Raw genomic sequence first — 20,155 nt, forward strand, 5'->3', positions numbered from 1 at the left:
TTAGCAGAAATGCAATACCTGATCAGAGGGTAACAATTAGTTAATGTTGAATGTGAATAAATTGACGATATCAGCCCATTTACCCGATCTTATCCACTTTTCGAATAAAACTAAAAAATTTACTAAAAAAATACTAAAAAAATTAGTGTGAATAAAAAAAACCATTATCTTTGAGGCTGAGTTTAAATTTACAACGCAAAACCAGATACATCACTTTAAAAACAAAAGACATGGCAAACACAGAAAATTTAGAGAAATCAGAAAAATTCAAAGCACTGAAATTAACCATCGATAAGATCGATAAAGATTTTGGTAAAGGATCGGTAATGATGATGGGAGACAAACCCCATTTAGAACAGGAAGTTATTTCAACAGGTTCTTTAGGATTGGACGTGGCATTGGGTATTGGCGGTTTGCCAAAAGGAAGGGTAATAGAAATCTATGGTCCGGAAAGTAGTGGTAAAACAACCATTGCTACGCATGTAATTGCAGAAGCACAAAAGAAAGGCGGTATGTGTGCCATCATTGATGCTGAACATGCTTTTGATAGTTCGTACGCACAAAAATTAGGTGTTGATATTGATAATTTATTGATCTCTCAACCGGATTATGGAGAACAAGCATTGGAAATAGCTGACAGATTGATTTTATCAGGCGCATTAGATGTAGTGGTAATAGATTCTGTTGCAGCGTTGGTTCCTAAAAGCGAATTGGAAGGAGAAATGGGAGATAGCAAAATGGGTTTACAGGCAAGATTGATGAGTCAGGCATTGCGTAAACTAACGGCTACCATTTCAAAAACAAATTGTTGTTGCATATTCATTAACCAGCTTAGAGAAAAAATTGGTGTAATGTTCGGTAACCCCGAAACAACAACCGGTGGTAATGCATTAAAATTCTATGCTTCAGTAAGATTAGATATTCGCAGAATGGCGCAGATCAAAGATGGCGATGAAGCAATAGGTAACAGAGTAAAAGTAAAAGTGGTAAAGAATAAAGTTGCTCCTCCTTTCCGTAATGCAGAATTCGATATCATTTTTGGAGAAGGTATTTCTAAGACCGGTGAAATTATTGATATGGGTGTTGAACTGGGTATCGTACAAAAAAGCGGTAGTTGGTTTAGTTATGATGCAAACAAACTCGGTCAGGGTAGAGACGCTGTAAAACAATTATTGTTGGATAACCCCGAAATGGCTGCAGAGATAGAAGGAAAGATCAGGGCTAAGATTGCAGAGATGGCAGCGGCATAAAAAATTATAGTTGGGTTAGTAACTACTATATAGAGCCACTTCGAAAGAAGTGGCTTTTATTTTCTTTTGAATATTGTTGCTATTGTTAATGGTATTGCTCTCAACCAAATAGCCACATGAATAAAAACACTGAACAATCTATATTTTCCTCCACTATAATGCTTCTTCACAAAAATATTCATAGCACCATAAAAATTCTTCACATAATTTAAGTCGCCGGCTTTAGTACTCTCTCCTTTAAAATGTACGATAGATGTTTCTGAAAAATAGTAATTACTAAAACCACTTTTTTTAATTCGATAACTTAGATCAATATCTTCACCATACATAAAAAATTGTTCATCGAAAGAACCAACAGTATTAAGTACATCTTTTCTCACAAACATAAACGCTCCGCATAAAATATCTACTTCGTTATTTTTATTTTCACTAAGATGGCCAAGATAATAACCGGCAAATAATTTACTTTTTGGGAAAATCGATGTTAATCCAAACATTTTACAAAAGGCATTCCATAAAGTAGGATTGCCTCTTTTACTTTCTTTCAAATAATTTCTCTTGCCATCAAACATTTTCACACCTAAAGCACCGGTAATGCTTTGTGATTCGATATGAGCTAAACATTTTTCAAAACAATCTTCAGGAACAATTGTATCCGGGTTCAAAAACAAAATATATTTTCCGCTTGCTTTTTCTACGACAAGATTGTTTGCTTTTGCAAAACCAATATTTTCTTTATTCCAGATAAATTGTACAGCGGGGAATTTTCCGTTAAAGAATTCTTTACTTCCATCAGTAGAATTATTATCTACTACAAATATTTCCGCATCGATATTTCTAATTGCTTTTTCTACAGCAATCAAACAGTTGTTCAAGAACTGTTTTACATTATAATTTACTATGATGATGGATAGTTGCAATCAGCATTGATTTGTTTGCGAAATACGATTTTTTAATGCAGTATTCAAAATACAATTAGGTGTTTCTTACACTTTGCTCACTTCGAATTAAATTTTGGGGATCATATTTATCCTTTGTTGCTTGTAATCTGCTGTAATTATTTCCGTAATAAGATAGCTCCCAATTTTTGAAATTAATATCTGCATAGTTCCGGTACTGTGTTGTAATACCATTATTACTAAATATCTTTTGAATTATTTCAAAGTTGCTAATTAAGCCTGCTGCTTTTTTCGGATCCTCCCAATAAGCCTGCAGCTCCGAAAAATAAGTACAGGCCCTATGTGGAAAAGCAGCGGTAGCTTCAAGATCCGGCAATTGAATATTGCCGCCTAAAATATTTACCTGATAGATCATACGAGGCATACTAATTACTTTGGCCAGTACATCAGGGATAAAAGATCTGATCTCGTCATAATTTTTATACAATCCGGCCGAAGCGTTTTTAAAATTAACAGGCCCTTTTTGCCCATAATAAGTTTTTAGAGCTTTACTGATTGGTTGCGGACCATTCCTAGTTACTTTATCAACTAGTTTAGTAAGCTTTTGTATAAATGTTAGTGCCGTTCCACTATACTTATCTGTATTGGTCAATAAAATATAAATTGTTTTACCATTTAATACAAATGCTGAGAAACACGATTTAGGCAGATCTGCCGAAAGTGTAAACCATTGTTCCAATATTGATGCAGCTTTTTCTGCAGATACATTAAATGCTTTAAAGCGCATGCTTTGTAAACTAGTAGGAGCTTTATGAACTTTAAATGTCATTTCTGTGATCACACCAAAATTGCCATTACCACCACCCTTACAGGCCCATAGTAATTCTTTGTCATTTGCAGTGGTACAGATATTTCCCTTGCCATCTACCATTGTAACATCGATCAAACTATCGCAAGTCAATCCAAATTGTCGACCAAGTAAACCGTAGCCGCCACCTAATGTAAGTCCGCCAATACCCACGCCACCACAGGATCCTCCCGGAATGATCTTTCCTTTAGGTAAAAGATTATCATATAACTGAGAGAGCGTACACCCCGGGCCGACTTTAATGGTACTGTTATTTAACCACTGAATTGTATTTAATAAAGAAAGATTGACGACCATGCCGCCATCATTACAACTGAGGCCTTCCATACAATGCCCACCGCTTTTTATAGTAACGGCCAGGCTATTTGCAGCAGCATATTTAACAGCATCTGAAACACCTTCGGTGTTTTTGCATAAAGCAATGATAGCCGGATATTTGTTTATTCGTTTATTAAAACCTTGTCGCAGCGTTTCATATGTCACATCGCCTTTTTTAAAATAATCTACATTCTTGTTCGACAGGGTCTCATCTTTCGAAAAAAAATCATTGGCAAAAGAAAGGGCCGGAGCACAAAGAGCTATGTTTGCCAGCGCTGCTAATTTTAAAAATTCTTTTCGATTATACTGTTTTGACATAAAATCTTACTTGTATAAATATACTTATTGTTTAAGCTTGTTTGCTTTTACTATTCTGTTTTTTTTCGTTTCAGTATCTTTGCCGCATGATTAAATCTACACTTATAAAAGCTACCGAAGAAGGAGCAAAAGAATTACAAAGATTTTTTAACAGCGATTTTAAAATATCCAACAAAGAGGGCATGAATAATTTGGTTACCGAAGCAGATCATGCCGCCGAAAAAGCTATCATTGATGTTATCAAAAAAGAATTTCCCGACCATTATATTTTAAGCGAAGAGGCAGGAGAGATCATTACCGATAGCGAATACAAATGGATCATTGATCCGATAGATGGTACTGTAAATTTTGCCAATGGTATTCCTATCTGTTGCGTAAGCATTGGGCTGGAGCATAATGGTAAAATGATAATGGGGGCGGTGTATAATCCGTTCATGAACGAGTTTTATTTTGCACAAAAAGGGTTTGGTGCTTCTTTGAATAATAAAAAAATTTCAGTAAGCGATAAAACAGAATTGATCAAATGCTGTATGGTTACAGGTTTTCCATATTCCTATTTAGATATGCCGAATGGCCCTCTGGAAATATTTGAAAAATTCATCAGAAAAGGAGTTCCGGTAAGGAGATTAGGTAGTGCTGCTATTGACCTTTGCTGGGTGGCTGCCGGAAGGTTCGATGCATTTTTTGAACACAGCTTAAGTGCATGGGATAGTGCAGCCGGTTTTTTAATGGTAGAAGAAGCCGGAGGAAAAGTTACTGATATGGAAGGGAATTATTATTCACCTTACCAAAGAAAAATAGTTGCGTCAAATGGCAAAATTCACGATGAATTATTGGCGGTAGTTCAAGGCGGGAAGTTTTAAGTTTAACAAAATCAAAAATCCCTAATTGTAAATTGAACATGGAAAGAACAGAAATATCATCTCTCGGCGAATTTGGTCTGATAGACCATTTGACGCAGAACAATGAAACAAGAAATGCGTCAACCATTTTAAGTATTGGCGATGATGCTGCAGTGATTGACAATTTTGGCAAACAAACTGTTGTAACCACAGACATGTTGGTGGAGGGAATACATTTTGATCTGATGTACACTCCATTGAAACATCTTGGGTACAAAAGTGTGATCGTGAATATCAGTGATATTTATGCAATGAATGCAACTCCCACACATATAACATTGAGTATTGCATTCAGCAATCGTTTTAGTGTTGAAGCATTGGATGAATTTTATGAAGGCGTTTATGCTGCTTGTGAAAAATATGGAGTTGACTTAATTGGTGGCGATACAACATCATCACAAAAAGGTTTTGTAATTTCTGTTACAGCCATCGGTGAAGTAACACAAGATAAATTTGTAAAAAGAAGCACTGCTCAAAAAGGAGATCTGCTTTGCGTGAGTGGGTTTTTAGGCGGGGCATTTTTGGGATTGACCATTTTAGAAAGAGAGAAAAAAATATTTGCTGAAACCGGCGCTCAGCCTGATCTTGAGAACCAGGCTTATATTGTAGGCAAATTATTAAAGCCGGAGGCAAGAAAAGATATTGTTGAATTTTTAGCAGAAAGCAACATTACACCTACATCTATGATGGATATAAGCGACGGCCTTAGCAGCGAAACCTTACATATTTGTAAACAAAGCGAATTAGGCTGTATTGTATATGAAGAAAAAATTCCGATACATGAAGATGCAAGACAGTTTGCATATAAATTGGAATTGGATCCTACCGCATGTGCATTGAGTGGAGGCGAAGATTATGAATTGCTATTTACCATCGCACAGGCCGATTATGAAAAAATTGTATTGAATGAACAGATCAGTGTAATTGGTTACATGACAGAAAAAAGCGAAGGTGTACACATCTTAACCAAAGGTGGTAATAAGCACCAATTAATTGCTCAGGGTTGGAATCATATGCAATAAACTTAATGCATTAAGCTATGCTGGAAAAGATAAACAACTATTCCTGCAAAATACCCAATGAGTGCTAGCCAGCTGATTCTTTTTAAATACCAGAAGAAGCTGATCTTCTCCATGCCCATAGCAGCAACACCTGCTGCAGACCCAATGATCAATGCACTTCCACCTGTTCCCGTTGCATAGGCCAAAAACTCCCAAAAAAAATGATCGGTCGGGTATTGACTTAAAGGATACATGCCCTGTGAGGCAGCAACCAACGGTACATTATCAACTATTGCTGAAAGTAAACCAATAAGGGTAACAATGATCGTATCGTTTTGGAATGTATTGGTTAACCATCCGGCTAATAGAGTTAATTGGCCGGTAGATTGCAATGCGCCTATGCTGATCAAAATTCCAAGAAAGAATAAGATGCTTGGCGTGTCAATTTTTTGAAGGGCATATACAACCGTTAGAGTGTCTTTATCTTGATTTACTTTTTGTTTGTGCAATAATTCAGTAACGATCCATATTACACCTAATCCTAAAAGAATAGCCATGTAAGGAGGCAGATGTGTGATTGTTTTAAACACCGGAACAAAAACCAATACGCCAATACCTAATAAAAAAACAAAGCTTCTTTCAAATGGGGTAGTCATTATAACCTTTTGATCTTTTTCTGCAGCTTGTACTGTTCCTTTCATTTTAAATGAGATCAATATTAAAGGAACAATTAAGCAGATCAAACTCGGAATAAATAGCTCTTTAATAATATTAACTGCAGTGATCTGTCCGCCTATCCAAAGCATAGTTGTTGTAACATCTCCCAGCGGAGACCAAGCTCCGCCTGCATTTGCTGCAATGATAGTAATACCTGCAAAGAATAAACGTTGTTCTTTATCCGCAATTAATTTTCTTAAAACAGAAACAATAACAATGGTGGTAGTTAAATTATCCAAAACGGCAGAAAGAAAAAATGTGATGATAGCAATGATCCAAAGTAGCCTTACCGCACTTTTTGTTTTTATCCTGTCCGTAATAACCTGAAAGCCATCATGGGCATCAATAAGCTCAACGATCGTCATAGCACCAAGCAGAAAAAATAATATACCCGACACTTCTCCCAAATGCTCCATCAATTGCTCTGATACCAGATGCTTATCGGGCTGAAAAAGAATATAGATGGTCCAGCATACAACTCCCGTTACAAGCGCTGTTGCAGCTTTATTTATTTTTATGCTATGCTCGAGCGTAATAGCAAGGTAGCCGATAATGAATGTGAGAATGATTGCAGTTATCATGATAAATTACTTGTATAAAGATACAGTATATACAAATCAGATAACTCCTTGGAAATATTATTAATAGGAATAAGAGTGTTACTACATTGACGAAAGCTTATTCAAAATCAAATAAACACAAGTGCCAATTGTTAAAGCATAGTAATATAGTAAATGCGTTTTACTTGGAACTGGATTTGAGATTAAGCTATATTTTTCTAAAAACTTAGGTTTAAAAATTAAATAAATTAATCTCAATGTATGCATTATCGTTGTGAGTGCAAGAAGTAAAATAAACGAAAAATTCATTATTATTTTCATAATAGTATTTTTAAAATTTATCTAATTGATTTCTGATTGATCAAAATCAAGCACTTAATAACAGCCCAATCCCTTTGTATGTTCAGTAGAAATTTTCGCAATTTTGGTTGCGTTTTGAAAAAATAAAAATCGACCAATTTGTTTTTTTTAGAAATTTGATTGGAAAAATCCTGATATTTACTGTATTAGAAAAGAGAATATTTTACCAAAGGAGACATAGCACATGCGTTTTTTCATACTACTACTGTTCACAACTTCTCTTTTTTCGTGTGCTACTAATCAAAGGATTTATAACCCCAATAAAAAATATTCTCCATCGGCATTAAAAGAGGATTACACGTTACTGAGAAATGTTCTTGAAAAAAAACACCCCTCACTTTATTGGTACACGCCCAAAGACAGCATGAATTTTTATTTTGATAGTTTGTACAGCACTATCAAAGATTCAATGACCGAATTGCAATTTGGCTGGAAAGTACTAGCTCCGCTGACCAACAAAATTCATTGCGGCCATACTAGCTTTGGTATGAGTAAGGGTTGGAATAAGTTTTACAAGGAAGTTCGAATTCCTTCATTTCCATTGTACATGAAGATTTGGAGTGATACAATGGTGGTAGTAGCCAATCTCAATAGAAAAGACTCGATCATAAAAAGAGGAACACTAATAACATCTATCAATGGAGAGAGAAATCAACAATTACTTCAAAAAATATTTACGTATCTGCCAACGGATGGCTATGCCGACAATGTTAACTATGTAAGACTGAGCAGTAATTTTCCTTACTATCATAGAAATATTTTTGGCTTGTACCAAAACTATCGGGTTGGCTACATCGACAGTACCGGGAAAGAAAAATTAAAATTCGTATCGATGTTTATTCCGGAAATTGACACTACGAAGAAAAATAAAAAAGACCCCGAACAAAAAATATCAAAAAAGCAACTCAAACGGGATAAAGTGTTAAGCTATCGATCTATGTCGATAGACACCGCAGCAAATACGGCTACAATAATATTAAATACATTCACCAAGAATGAAGGCAAGCATTTACGTACTTTTTTCAGGCGTTCATTTAAAAAGATCAGAAAAGAAAAAATAAAAAATATTATTCTCGATATTAGAGGGAATGGCGGCGGTGATATTGGTATGTATATTCTCCTCACAAAATATTTACGAAAAGAACCTTTCAAGGTCGCTGACACTTCTTACGCCATAGCAAAATCTTTAAAACCTTACGGGAGTGTATTTAAGCAACGTTTTTCCAACACAATGGGTTTGTTTTTTCTGACGAAAAAGAAAAGAGACGGGAATTATCATTTTGGTTATTGGGAGCGACATTTTTTTAAACCCAAAACGAGGAATCATTTCGATGGCGATTTGTATGTATTAACGAACGGGCCAACTTTTTCAGCATCTACATTATTGTGTAATGCCCTGAAAGGACAGGATAATGTAAAGCTGGTAGGTGAAGAAACCGGCGGAAGCGCCTATGGCAACAGCGGTATATTTATTCCCGACATTGTTTTAAAAAATACAAAACTTAGAGTAAGGGTACCACTTTTCAGGCTGGTACAGTTTAATCATGGGGTTAAAAATGGTCGAGGTATTATGCCGGACATTTATATTCCACCATCTGTTGAAGCTGTAGTAAAAGGGATCGACAGAAAAATGGTGATCGTAAAAGAAATAATAGCAGATAAAAACAAGGTTGTTACAGCAGAGTAAAATCATCTGCATCTTTTAAGAAAGGAAATTTTTCTCTTGTATTTACTAATGTGTCTTTTTCTAAAGTGATTGTAAACACATCTTCATCATCAGCTTTTTGATACAAAATTTGTCCAAGCGGATCGATCACTGAACTATTACCGCTGTGGTAAATATTGTTTCCATCATTGCCAACACGATTTACCCCCACAACATAACATTGATTTTCTATAGCTCTGGCCTGCAATAATGTTTTCCAGGGAATACTTCTTTTATCGGGCCAGTTAGCAACATAGATCAATACATCATATTCTGCAGTTTCATTTTTCTGTGGCGCTTGTCTTGCCCAAACAGGGAAACGGAGATCATAGCAAACTTGCAAATTAACTTTCCATCCCTTTACAGAAGCGATCAATCTTTTATTGCCGCCGGCATAAAAATTATCTTCCTTGGCATATCCAAAAAGATGGCGTTTATCGTAATAACCAAACTCGCCATTAGGTAACATCCATATAAGTCTGTTATAATATTTTTCATCTTCTTCGATGATGATACTTCCGGTAAGAATGATATTTTTTTTGCTACTGATCTTTTTCATCCAGGCAATAGTTTCCCCATCCATTTTTTCGGCAAACATAGCCGGTTGCATGCTAAAGCCGGTGCTAAACATTTCAGGCAACACCACTATTTCTGTTTTTTGTTGGATAGACAAAATTTTAGCTTCCAGCATTTTCAGATTAGCCGCTTTATCTTCCCAGTGTAAATTGGTTTGTATGGTTGTAATGGAGAGTGATGACATTGCACAAAATTGTAAGTAAATTTACATGATTAAATATTTGTTATGGCAGAAGATTTAAAAATTGTGCAAGGAGATAAGGAGGAAGCTTACCAGTCTTTATTGCCGCAAATAAAAGCGTTAATTGAAGGCGAGCCTGATATGATCGCTAATTTGGCAAATATTACTGCAGCATTAAAAGAACAGTTTGGTTGGCTGTGGGTTGGCTTTTATTTGGTTAAAGGAGATGAATTGGTGCTTGGTCCGTTTCAAGGCCCAATAGCATGTACCCGTATTCGTTATGGGAAAGGTGTTTGTGGTACCAGTTGGCAAAAAGCAGAAACATTGATTGTTCCTGATGTAGAAAAATTTCCTGGACATATTGCTTGTAGTAGTTCATCAAAGTCGGAAATAGTTGTGCCAATCATTAGAAACAATGCAGTTGTTGGTGTGCTGGATGTAGATAGCGAGTTATTAGATGCGTTTGACGAAACAGATAAGAAATATTTGGAAGAAATGATCACACTTATTTCAATTTAGGAACATTATCTTTCCAACCCCATAAATACCTACAGGCGTAAGTTCTATATGGGCTCCATTTAGCGGAGATCTGTAACATCTTTTCTTTCAGTAATTTTTTATTGTCAATTTCTAGTTTGTATAATTTGATAATACTTTGTTGAATACCCAGGTCATCCACTGCAAAAATATCTTCCCTGCCCAACGTAAACATCAATATCATTTCAACGGTCCATTGCCCAACGCCTTTTATTTGTGATAAATAAGCGATCAATGCTTCGTTGCTCATCTTATCCAGCTTAGCATCGGTGATTTTTTCATCAATAAAAAACTGACAAACATTTTTTACATAATTGGCTTTAGCGTTGCTAAGTCCAATACCACGAAGGGTTTCAAAGGGAGTGTCAATAACTAATTGAAGTGTAGGTTTTTTAGGTTTATACAGGTCAAGAAATCTTTTGTAGATAACAGCAGCTACTTTGGTGCTTAATTGCTGACTGATGATCGATGCACATAATTCAAGCCATACATCTTTTTTCTTTACAACAACATGAGGCTCTTGTAAGTCGATTATTTTTTTTAATTTTTTATCCTTACTAAGATGAGTAACGTGTTGCATAAAATTATTTTATTGCCCAGCTTGTTTCTCCGCTTTTTTCATCTTTCAGATCTATACCCAAAGCGCTTAATTGATTTCTTATTTTATCAGAAGTTGCATAATCCTTTTTGATCTTTGCTTCTTTTCTAATGTCAACCAATAATTGCATGATGCCATCTAATTTTTCATTATTATCAGAAGCCGGATTGTGCAATCCAAGAATATCTTCTAAATAAGTTTTGAAAGTTGTTTTCAGTAAAACCAATGTAGATGGAGCAATGGCATCAATAGCAATATGTCCGTCTTTAATAGAATTGATGATTGGCGCAAGGTCAAACATATTGGCAATAACCTTTGCGGTATTGATATCATCATCCATGAATTCTTCCAATTCATTAAGCGATGTCCTTATTTTAGAATCTAATTCAAGATCTTTTGCTTCTCCCTCGTCGCTTGTAGCCTGTAGCTTCTGCAACACTTCGTATGCTTCCCACAAACGCTTAAATGCTTTTTCACTTCCTTCTAATGCAGTGCTGCTGAAATCTAAAGTGCTGCGGTAATGACTTTGCAAAATGAAAAATCTCACTGTCATCGGGCTGAAAGCCTGTGTAAGCAACGGGTGACTGCCACTGAATAATTCGGTAAGCTTAATAACATTGTTATAGCTCTTACCCATTTTCTTTCCATTGATAGTGATCATATTATTGTGCATCCAGTACTTGGCCGGACTCTTATGATTACAGATAGTGCTCTGTGCAATTTCACTTTCGTGATGAGGAAACTGAAGGTCCATACCACCACCATGGATATCAAACTCGGCGCCTAAATATTTTGTGGCCATTGCCGAACACTCAATATGCCATCCCGGGAAACCATCGCCCCATGGGCTTTTCCAACGCATGATATGTTCGGGTGCAGCATTTTTCCAAAGCGCAAAATCTGCTCTGTCTCTTTTTTCTTCCTGTCCATCGAGCTCTCTTGTTGTTTCCAACAGATCATCAAGAATTCTTCCGCTCAACTTTCCATAATCATGCGAAGCGGCATATTTTTTCACATCAAAATAAACAGAGCCGTTCACTTCATAAGCATAACCTGCTTCAATGATCTTTTCTATCATGTTCAGTTGCTCAACAATATGTCCCGTTGCAGTTGGCTCAATACTTGGTTCAATACAGTTGAATTGCTTCATGGCCCAATGAAACAAGTTGGTATACTTTTGTACCAACTCCATTGGTTCCAGCTTTTCTAATATTGCTTTTTTGCCAACTTTATCTTCTGCTTCTCTTCCTTCTTCTTCAAAATGCCCGGCATCAGTAATATTGCGAACATATCTTACTTTATTGCCCTTGTATGTAAGGTAACGATACACCACATCAAAAGTTACATAAGGCCTTGCATGACCAAGATGGCTTTCGCCACTTACGGTAGGTCCGCAAACGTACATACCAACATGACCGGGAGTTATGGAAACAAAATCTTCTTTCTGACGAGTATAAGAATTATATATTTTAAGCGGCATAAATTTCAGTTACAAATAATAGAGTTTGCAAATTACAAATTGAAAACGAAACAACGACTTTTATTGCCCGGAACGGCGGATATCGGCAATGATCGGAAAATGATCGCTTAGTTTACGGGCAATTCTTGTAAACTGAAGTACATCGTACCCTTTATCAAGAAAAATATTGTCTATACGGAGGTTAGGAGCAATGCCACTGAATGTTCTGCCAATACCAAAGCCCTTTTCTTCAAAAGCATTTTGAAGGTTTTCTCCGATGGTTTCATACGCATAAGAATTGGGCACATCATTAAAGTCGCCGCAAACCATTATGCGGTAGGGACTTTTTTGCATTTCTTCACGTATCCAATCTGCCTGTGTTTTACGGTTAATGATGCCGGTTTTTAATTTACTTAGAATGCTTTTTGTTTCCTCAAGATTTTTTGCTTTGTCTTGTAGAGATTCATCCTGTATGTATGAAACATTTTTCTTGCTGAAACGTAAAGACTGTAAATGAATATTAAAAACCCTGAGCGTATCTTTATCTTTTACAATATCGGCATATTGAAAAGTAGCGTTGTAGCTAAAGGGTGGGTGAGATATTTGTTGTTTTTTTATGATCGGGTATTTTGAAAAGATCATTGTTCCGAAATGCATATTCAGTCCAAACCAGTTTTCGTTATTATCATAAGCATAATAGTAATACGGAAAATGCAACGAATCTAAGATGGTTGATAATCGTAAAAAACTTTTGCCAACACTATCGCTGCAAACTACTTCCTGAAAACAAGCTATATCGGGTTGGTTTTCATTTATAAAACCCATCATCTGATTGAACATATCATGCGTTTTAGGAAAATTCAGTACATCGAATTGAGCTACATTCCAACTCATTACTCTTATAGCGTCCGGAGCTTTTTGTTTTGCAAAAGTATAAGGGAGTTTAAATACAAAAATATTTCTAACAGATTGCCAGCTGATAAGAATAGTGATCGCTGAAATAAGTATCCATCTGGGACTTAGAAAGACCCAAAAAATAGCAAACATTACAAGCACCACTAAAAAATAAAATGCTGCAATATTTAATACGCCCAAAAACCACCACTGCTTTGGATCGAACCACTTGGAATAGCAACCTGCCAAAAATAAAATCGCTACAATAAAATTGGAGATGATAAAGAATTTCTTAGATAGTCTGCGGAAAAGACTTTTGGACATGTTGTAAAGATAAAACTTTGCTGTTGAAATAACAGTACTACAGATCTTCTTCTGAAGCTCTTTTTAAAATATTCTTTTCTTCTTCTGTTAAAAACTGATATCCCTTTTGATTGATTTTATCAAGTATTTCATCAACTCTTTGTTGTGTAAGGTTGGCGCTTTTCTTATAAGGTGCCCTTCCATCGTTTTTGTAGAATATTTTTTCTTTTGCACTTACCTGTTTCTTATTCGGATTAAACAGGTTCATAAACCAGTTGTAAAGGTTATTCATCCATAAACTTCCATCGATATCTTTTCTTAAAAAAACAATGAATAAAAAACCTGCCAAACCGCCACCAAGGTGAGCAATACTATATGCTGCACTTTCTGTAGAGATGCCTGCATAATCGATCAATACATACACCAACATTAATACCCATATTGGAATACCACCACCAAGATTCCTAAAGAAACGATAACCGGGTACCAGTGTAGTGACAGCAACCGCAACAGCCATAACCGCAGCATTAGCGCCAAGCAATGCAGCCGATCCAATGTCTTGTCTTAAAGGAGGCAATGCATAATTTGCAAGAATAAAAAAAAGTGCACCGGCAATGCCACCATATATATAAACAGGGATCAGTTTTTTACTACCGGTCAACTCCTGTAAAATAAATCCGAAGGCCCAAAGCCAAAGCATATTGCTTAGAATGCGAAACACTTCAACATCGCTGAACATATAAGTCAGTACTGTCCATGGTTTTTTTGCAAATGAAGATAATTGTGCAGGCAATTCAAAGTATTGTAAGGATCCGGCTCTGAAAGCAATTTCCGGCGACTCAAAAACAAAGTAAATAACCTTGATGGTTTGAAGTAATAGAAAAAAAACGATATTAATGGTAATCAGACTTACAAGCGCATTCCCTTCCTGCCCGAATGTTAACTTCGTTTTGGGTTTTTTGTAATCCGAATATCTGTCCGATTCTCCCATAAAATAGTTGTGCTACAAATTTACAAACAGAGAAGTAAAGATGATTGTTAAGAATTTAGTAAAAAGTTTTTCTGTTTTTTTTGTTCCAGATGTAAACAAGTATAAATCCGACAATGGCTCCGCCAAGATGTGCAAAGTGGCCAATATTATCACCTTCTGTTGGCCTTAAACCACCAAAAAGATCATACAAAACATATAAGGGAATTACGTACTTCGCTTTGAGTGGAATAGGAATAAACATTACAAACATTTCTGTATTGGGAAACAGGTAAGCAAATGCAGCCATAATACCCATGATGGCGCCGGATGCACCCAAGGCCAAATACACTTCTTTGTAATAATTAATAATGTCTTTTACTGGTGCTCCTTTAGCTGCCAACATTAAACCTTCAGATGATTTAAGATATTGATTAGCACTAAACGGCACCGTAAGTTCAATTAAGATACCTGCACCGATACCACATATTAAATAAAAGATCAAAAACCTTTTAGAGCCAAGAAACCTTTCGAGGATGGTACCGAACATCCACAACCCGAACATATTAAAAAGAATATGAGCCACACCGCCATGCATAAACATATTTGTGATGAACTGATGCGGCTTAAATCTGGATGATGTAATGTAATGAAGGGCACCCCATTCGGTTATATCAAAACCGGTGATAACCATTTGAGCTAAAAATACCAGCGCATTAATGATCAGTAAATTAAATACTACGGGGGCTGTTTTTTGAATGGAATTTCCGGAGCTATTGAATGACATATTATAAAGTTGGATCTAAAGTTATTTCAATTTAAGTAAAACCACACATTCAATATGGTGTGTATGAGGGAACATATCTACCGGTTGAATTTTTTCTACTGAATATTTTTCGCTGAGCAGATTAAGGTCTCGTGCCTGCGTAGCAGTGTTACAACTTACATACACAATTTTAGGAGCAACTATCTCTAATAATTTTTGAACCAGTTTTTCATGCATACCTGCACGGGGAGGGTCGGTGATTATCACATCTGGTCTGCCATGTGCGGCAAAGAAATCGTCATCGCATATTTTAATTACATCACCTGCAAAAAAATCGGCATGTGTAATATTATTGAGCGCTGCATTTTGTTTTGCATCTTCAATAGCCTCGGCAACCACTTCCACACCAATGATCTTCTTTGCAAATTTGCTTACAAAAATACCAATGCTGCCTGTGCCGCAATACAGGTCGTATACTACTTCAGTGCCTGTTAGTCCGGCAAAATCGGCAGTGATACTATAAAGTTTTTCCGCTTGTTTTGTGTTGGTCTGAAAAAAAGATTTCGGCCCAATCTTAAAAGTATATTCTCCTAATTTTTCATGTACATATCCTTTACCGAAATAAGCAACAGGGTTAAGGTCATAAATACTATCGTTCCATTTTGTATTAATGGTATAAAGCAAAGTTGTTATGGATGGTACTTTTTGTAAAATAAAATCCATCAGCTTTTTTGTAGCCGCCTCATCTTCATAACCCAAACAAATATTTACCATTAACTCTCCGGTGTTGCACAAACGGATAATGATATTTCTTAACCAGCCTGTATGCCCTTTTATATCATAGAAAGAAAGATCATTTTCTTTTGCGTAGGCTCTGATGGAATTTCGAAGGGTGTTATTTACTTCATCCATCAAATAGCACTCTTCTATATCAATGATCTTATCAAAAATTCTCGGCACATGAAAACCCAATGCATTTTCCTGTGGTAAAATGTCTGCACTTTTTATTTCTGTTTCTGTCAGATAACGTTTGTTACTGAAAGTAAACTCAAGTTTATTTCTGTAATGCTGTGTGTCTGCAGATCCAACAATTGGCATCATTTCAGGCAGATCTACTTTGCCGATTCGTCTGAAATTTTGAGCAACCTCCTGCTGCTTGTACATGAGTTGTTTTTCGTAGGGTAACATCTGCCATTTACAGCCACCGCAAATACCAAAATGTTTGCAGAACGAATCAACCCTTTCTTTCGAATATTGATGAATGTGAGTGGCTTTGCCTTCGCCCCAGTCTTTCTTGTTTTTGCTAACAAAAACATCTACAATATCTCCCGGCACCGCCCCTTCAATAAATATCACTTTACCATCCTGTTTAGCAAAGGATTTTCCTTCAGCGGCATACCCGCTGACCTCAATTTTTTCAACTAAAAATTTTTTTCTTTTCACAGCAGCAAAAGTAATCTATATCTGCTCTAAAAAATATGTTAATGAAATGTAATTATCAATAGAATCGAAATGGTTAAAGTGCTTTTAAACCGTACATTTTAGATACTTTTGTTCAGTCCTATTATATAAAAAAATGAAAAGATTACTTGTTGTGTTGATTAGCCTTGGTTGTTTTTCTCAATTGCAGGCTCAAAATTTTAAGGTTACTTTAAAAACCCCTAACTACAAAAGCGGAATCGCTTACCTGACCTATCACATGGGCAAGAACCTTAATGTAGAAGATTCGGCGGCCATCAATAATAAGGGTATTGCGGTGTTTACGGGGAAAAGAAAACTGCCCGGGGGTATCTACTCTATTGTTTTTCCGGGAAAGAATAAATCGGTAGATTTTTTTATACATAAAGAACAGATCATTTCTATTAGTTCCGACACAACAGATCTCTTGAACAAAACCGTCGTTACAGGATCTAAAGAGCATATACTTTTTGCCCAATATCAAAAGGCAACAGCCGCAAAAATTTCCTTATTAAATAAGGAAAAGGTAGCCTACTCAAAATCTACTACTGCGGCAGATTCTGCAATGCATGAAAAAAAATATCTGGAATACAATACGGAATTGAATAATTACAGAGAAGGAATTATCAAAAAATATCCAAAATCAATGATGACTGTTATTTTGAACGGTATGAGAGATCCGAAAACGATGGACAAAATACCGGTGACACACCAGGATTCATTGGATAATTATTATTATTACAGAGCACATTATTGGGATGGTATTACATTTATGGATGAGAGAGTAATTCGTACGCCGTTCTTCTTACCACGATTTGAAAGATATTACAGAGAGATCATACCACAGGCGCCGGATAGTATCATTAAAGAAGCCGACTATCAGTTACTGCTGGCACGTACCTGTCCGGAAATGTATAAGTTTTTACTAAACTGGCTCACAGATGAGTACATCAACCCAAAATATATGGGGCAGGATAAAGTGTTTCTTCATCTTTTCAATAAATACCATAGTAAAGGACTTACCCCTTGGTTAAGCGAAAAGCAGCATGAAACAATTAGCAGGCAGGCATATATGATAATGGCAAATGTTATTGGCGACCCTGCAGCCAATTTAAAAATGGTAGATACGGCCGGGAACTTAACGCCGTTGTATAGTGTGGCTGCCGATTTTACGGTTGTGTGTTTTTGGGATCCTACCTGTGGGCATTGTAAAGAAGAAGTACCAAGAGTCGATTCTATTTATAAAGCCAACTGGAAAAAACATAATGTAAAAATTTACGGAGTGCTTTCGGCCGATATAAAAGATAATATTGTATCCGACTGGAAAAAATACATTACAGAGCATGCTTTGGGTGAATGGGTAAATGTTTATCAAACAAAAGAAATGAAGGAAGCAGAAGAAAAAGCCGGCGAATGGGGATACCATCAATTATTTAACATTACAACCACGCCTACTTTATATTTGCTGGATAAAGAAAAAAGAATAGTAGGCAAAAAATTAACCTGGGATCAAATAAATGATCTGTTGCAGGTTAAGATGGCCGCTCAAAACAACTAAAGCATACAAATTCTGTTTATGAAGAAATTATTTTTTTTAACAGCCTTGCTGTTTTCGGCTCCGCATATTTTTTCTCAAACACTTTTTACCTATGGCAAAGATGCTGTAAGCAAGGATGAATTTTTAAGAGCCTACAATAAGAATAAAATTGCCGGTACCGACAAGGCTCAGTCCTACAAAGATTATCTGGATCTCTACATCAAATTCAAACTAAAAGTAAAAGCCGCAAAGGAAAAACGTTTAGATACGCTTCAACAATTACAGGCAGATATTGATGGCTTTCGCAGTCAGGTAGAAGAAGGATATATGAACGATGAAAAAGGAGTGAACGAACTTACAGAAGAAGTGCTTGCCCGTCAGAAAAAAGAAATTCATACCCAACATTTTTATGTGCCCATAAATGCAGCTATGTCTTCAACAGACTCTATAAAAGCAGTTAAACTTATTGAAGCTGCTTACGCCGCTTTGCAAAAGGGAAGAAAAGATTACAATGAATTGGCAGGAGAATTGAGTGCAGAATATAAAATGGTCATCAAAACTGCAGATCTTGGTTATGTTACTGCTTTGTCTGTTCCATACGAGTATGAAAATATTATTTACGGATTGGCTCCCGAAAAAATAAGTACTCCACACAGAACAAAAAAGGCTATTCATATTTTTAAAAATATTGATGAAAGACCAAACTCCGGCAAGTGGAAAGCGGCACAAATATTATTGGTTTTTCCTCCGGACGCATCCGATGAAACTAAAAACAAAATCAAACAAAAAGCTGACTCTATTCACAATTTGATCAAATCCGGTGCAGACTTTGCAGAAACAGCAAAAAGATGCAGCGATGACAGAAACACTTATATGGCTGGCGGAGAAATGGCAGAATTTACCACAGGGAAATTCGACCTTTCCTTTGAAAACGCAGTATTTGCACTTCAAAAAGACGGAGATGTTACAGCCCCCATATTAACATCCTATGGTTATCATATTGTAAAACGATTGAAGCATACTCCTTACACTGCAGATGTTACAGACGAAAATTTTATGTATGAGTTGAAACAAAAAATTCAACAAGATGGAAGGATCAATAAAGCAAAAGATAAATTTTTGAAAGATGTGCTTGTGAAGATCGGCTACAAAAAAAATCCGGCGATAAGCGATCAGGAAATAATTGATCTTGCGGATAGTGTTAAGGCAGGAAAAAGCATAGAGAAAATAAAAATTCCTGCAAACAAGGCATCCGTTTTTTCTTTTAATAACAAACAGGTAAGATTAAAAGACTGGTTGAAATATGTAAAAGATTTTGTGCCTAATAGTTTGCAAACTGCAGAAACATCTAAAAGTTTATTTGATAAATACCTAAACGAATCTGCTTTAGCTTATTACAGAAAAAACTTAGAAAAGTACAATAGCGATTTTAAATATCAAATGCAGGAGTTTAAAGAAGGCAACATGCTTTTTGAAATAATGGAAAGAAATGTTTGGAGTAAGGCGGCTAATGATAGTGTTGGACTTAAAAAGTTTTACAATCAGCATAAATCAAAATATTTGTGGGAAGAAAGTGCTGATGTTATCATTTTTAACTGTTCAGATGCAGCGACAGCAACGCATGCTATTGCAGATATTAAGGCAGGTGTAAACTGGAAACAAATTGCTGAAGAGAGTAATGCTACCATTCAGGCAGATTCGGGCAGATATGAAATTTCGCAACTGCCCACAAGCAGTAGGTTAAGCGAAGGATACTTAACCAATACAATTACTAACCCGGCCGATGGCACAGTAAGTTTTGTGCAAGCACTCAAAATGTATCCTGCAAAAGAACAACGTAATTTTGATGAAGCAAGAGGTTTGGTAACGAATGAGTACCAAAACTACCTGGAAGAAAAATGGATAGAAGCTTTGAAAAAGAAATACCCGGTTAAAGTCAATGAGGCCTTGTTCAAGTCCATTATACAATAACCAGTCAGGT

17 protein-coding genes are annotated in these 20,155 nt (G+C 36.1%); 7 read left to right on the forward strand and 10 right to left on the reverse strand.

The genetic code is table 11. The features are described from left to right. The first annotated feature begins 230 nt into the window (after positions 1 to 230). Entirely contained in the window at positions 231 to 1,250 is a 1,020-nt protein-coding gene (recA, locus tag ACQ33O_RS03485) for a recombinase RecA (protein WP_430994169.1), read from the forward strand. A gap of 56 nt (positions 1,251 to 1,306) precedes the next feature. On the opposite strand, the gene ACQ33O_RS03490 is transcribed toward recA, so the two are convergent. Together ACQ33O_RS03490 and ACQ33O_RS03495 are read right to left on the reverse strand one after the other, a co-directional pair. Beyond that, on the reverse strand, positions 1,307 to 2,170 hold the full coding sequence (locus ACQ33O_RS03490) for a glycosyltransferase family 2 protein (RefSeq protein WP_430994170.1): 864 nt from the start codon (positions 2,168 to 2,170) through the stop codon (positions 1,307 to 1,309). Between the two features lie 55 nt (positions 2,171 to 2,225). Continuing rightward, the gene (locus tag ACQ33O_RS03495) at positions 2,226 to 3,653 is read right to left on the reverse strand and encodes an FAD-binding oxidoreductase (protein WP_430994171.1); all 1,428 of its coding nucleotides are present in this window, start codon (positions 3,651 to 3,653) and stop codon (positions 2,226 to 2,228) included. 86 nt (positions 3,654 to 3,739) lie between these two features. Here ACQ33O_RS03495 and ACQ33O_RS03500 point away from each other — a divergent pair, with 86 nt between their 5' ends. Both ACQ33O_RS03500 and thiL read left to right on the forward strand, forming a co-directional pair. Beyond that, the gene (locus ACQ33O_RS03500; protein ID WP_430994172.1) at positions 3,740 to 4,516 is read left to right on the forward strand and encodes an inositol monophosphatase family protein; all 777 of its coding nucleotides are present in this window, start codon (positions 3,740 to 3,742) and stop codon (positions 4,514 to 4,516) included. A 38-nt stretch (positions 4,517 to 4,554) separates the two neighbouring features. Continuing rightward, entirely contained in the window at positions 4,555 to 5,577 is a 1,023-nt protein-coding gene (thiL, locus tag ACQ33O_RS03505) for a thiamine-phosphate kinase (protein ID WP_430994173.1), read from the forward strand. Positions 5,578 to 5,579: 2 nt separating this feature from the next. Here the strand turns inward: thiL and nhaD are convergent, their stop codons facing one another. Then, on the reverse strand, positions 5,580 to 6,854 hold the full coding sequence (nhaD, locus tag ACQ33O_RS03510; protein WP_430994174.1) for a sodium:proton antiporter NhaD: 1,275 nt from the start codon (positions 6,852 to 6,854) through the stop codon (positions 5,580 to 5,582). Between the two features lie 523 nt (positions 6,855 to 7,377). Between nhaD and ACQ33O_RS03515 the strand changes: the two genes are divergently transcribed. Beyond that, positions 7,378 to 8,880: a S41 family peptidase gene (locus tag ACQ33O_RS03515; protein WP_430994175.1), complete on the forward strand. Its 1,503-nt coding sequence runs from the start codon at positions 7,378 to 7,380 to the stop codon at positions 8,878 to 8,880. Here the strand turns inward: ACQ33O_RS03515 and ACQ33O_RS03520 are convergent. Next, positions 8,867 to 9,658 carry an amidohydrolase gene (locus tag ACQ33O_RS03520; protein ID WP_430994176.1) on the reverse strand — a complete coding sequence of 264 codons (792 nt, stop codon included), beginning with the start codon at positions 9,656 to 9,658 and terminating at the stop codon, positions 8,867 to 8,869. The genes ACQ33O_RS03515 and ACQ33O_RS03520 overlap by 14 nt on opposite strands. Before the next feature lie 42 nt (positions 9,659 to 9,700). Between ACQ33O_RS03520 and ACQ33O_RS03525 the strand changes: the two genes are divergently transcribed. Beyond that, on the forward strand, positions 9,701 to 10,174 hold the full coding sequence (locus ACQ33O_RS03525) for a GAF domain-containing protein (protein WP_430994177.1): 474 nt from the start codon (positions 9,701 to 9,703) through the stop codon (positions 10,172 to 10,174). On the opposite strand, the gene ACQ33O_RS03530 is transcribed toward ACQ33O_RS03525, so the two are convergent. From ACQ33O_RS03530 to rlmD, 6 genes are read right to left on the reverse strand one after another with little or no spacing between them, the layout of a single operon-like run. Further along, a complete protein-coding gene (locus ACQ33O_RS03530) occupies positions 10,161 to 10,772 on the reverse strand; it encodes a DNA-3-methyladenine glycosylase family protein (protein ID WP_430994178.1) in 612 nt (203 codons plus the stop codon). The genes ACQ33O_RS03525 and ACQ33O_RS03530 overlap by 14 nt on opposite strands. A gap of 4 nt (positions 10,773 to 10,776) precedes the next feature. Next, positions 10,777 to 12,270 (reverse strand): cysteine--tRNA ligase, encoded by a 1,494-nt coding sequence (gene cysS / locus ACQ33O_RS03535; RefSeq protein WP_430994179.1) that lies wholly within the window; start codon positions 12,268 to 12,270, stop codon positions 10,777 to 10,779. 60 nt (positions 12,271 to 12,330) lie between these two features. Beyond that, entirely contained in the window at positions 12,331 to 13,467 is a 1,137-nt protein-coding gene (locus ACQ33O_RS03540; RefSeq protein WP_430994180.1) for an endonuclease/exonuclease/phosphatase family protein, read from the reverse strand. Positions 13,468 to 13,504: 37 nt separating this feature from the next. Then, a complete protein-coding gene (locus tag ACQ33O_RS03545) occupies positions 13,505 to 14,437 on the reverse strand; it encodes a rhomboid family intramembrane serine protease (protein WP_430994181.1) in 933 nt (310 codons plus the stop codon). Between the two features lie 55 nt (positions 14,438 to 14,492). Beyond that, entirely contained in the window at positions 14,493 to 15,200 is a 708-nt protein-coding gene (locus ACQ33O_RS03550) for a rhomboid family intramembrane serine protease (protein WP_430994182.1), read from the reverse strand. A gap of 21 nt (positions 15,201 to 15,221) precedes the next feature. Further along, complete coding sequence (gene rlmD, locus ACQ33O_RS03555; protein ID WP_430994183.1) at positions 15,222 to 16,622, reverse strand: 23S rRNA (uracil(1939)-C(5))-methyltransferase RlmD; 1,401 nt, start codon at positions 16,620 to 16,622, stop codon at positions 15,222 to 15,224. Positions 16,623 to 16,755: 133 nt separating this feature from the next. Here rlmD and ACQ33O_RS03560 point away from each other — a divergent pair, with 133 nt between their 5' ends. Then, positions 16,756 to 18,195 (forward strand): redoxin domain-containing protein, encoded by a 1,440-nt coding sequence (locus tag ACQ33O_RS03560; protein WP_430994184.1) that lies wholly within the window; start codon positions 16,756 to 16,758, stop codon positions 18,193 to 18,195. 18 nt (positions 18,196 to 18,213) lie between these two features. Further along, the gene (locus ACQ33O_RS03565) at positions 18,214 to 20,145 is read left to right on the forward strand and encodes a peptidylprolyl isomerase (RefSeq protein ID WP_430994185.1); all 1,932 of its coding nucleotides are present in this window, start codon (positions 18,214 to 18,216) and stop codon (positions 20,143 to 20,145) included. The last annotated feature ends 10 nt before the right edge of the window (positions 20,146 to 20,155 follow it).

This window comes from Ferruginibacter sp. SUN002 (assembly GCF_050611725.1).
Taxonomy (GTDB): domain Bacteria; phylum Bacteroidota; class Bacteroidia; order Chitinophagales; family Chitinophagaceae; genus Ferruginibacter.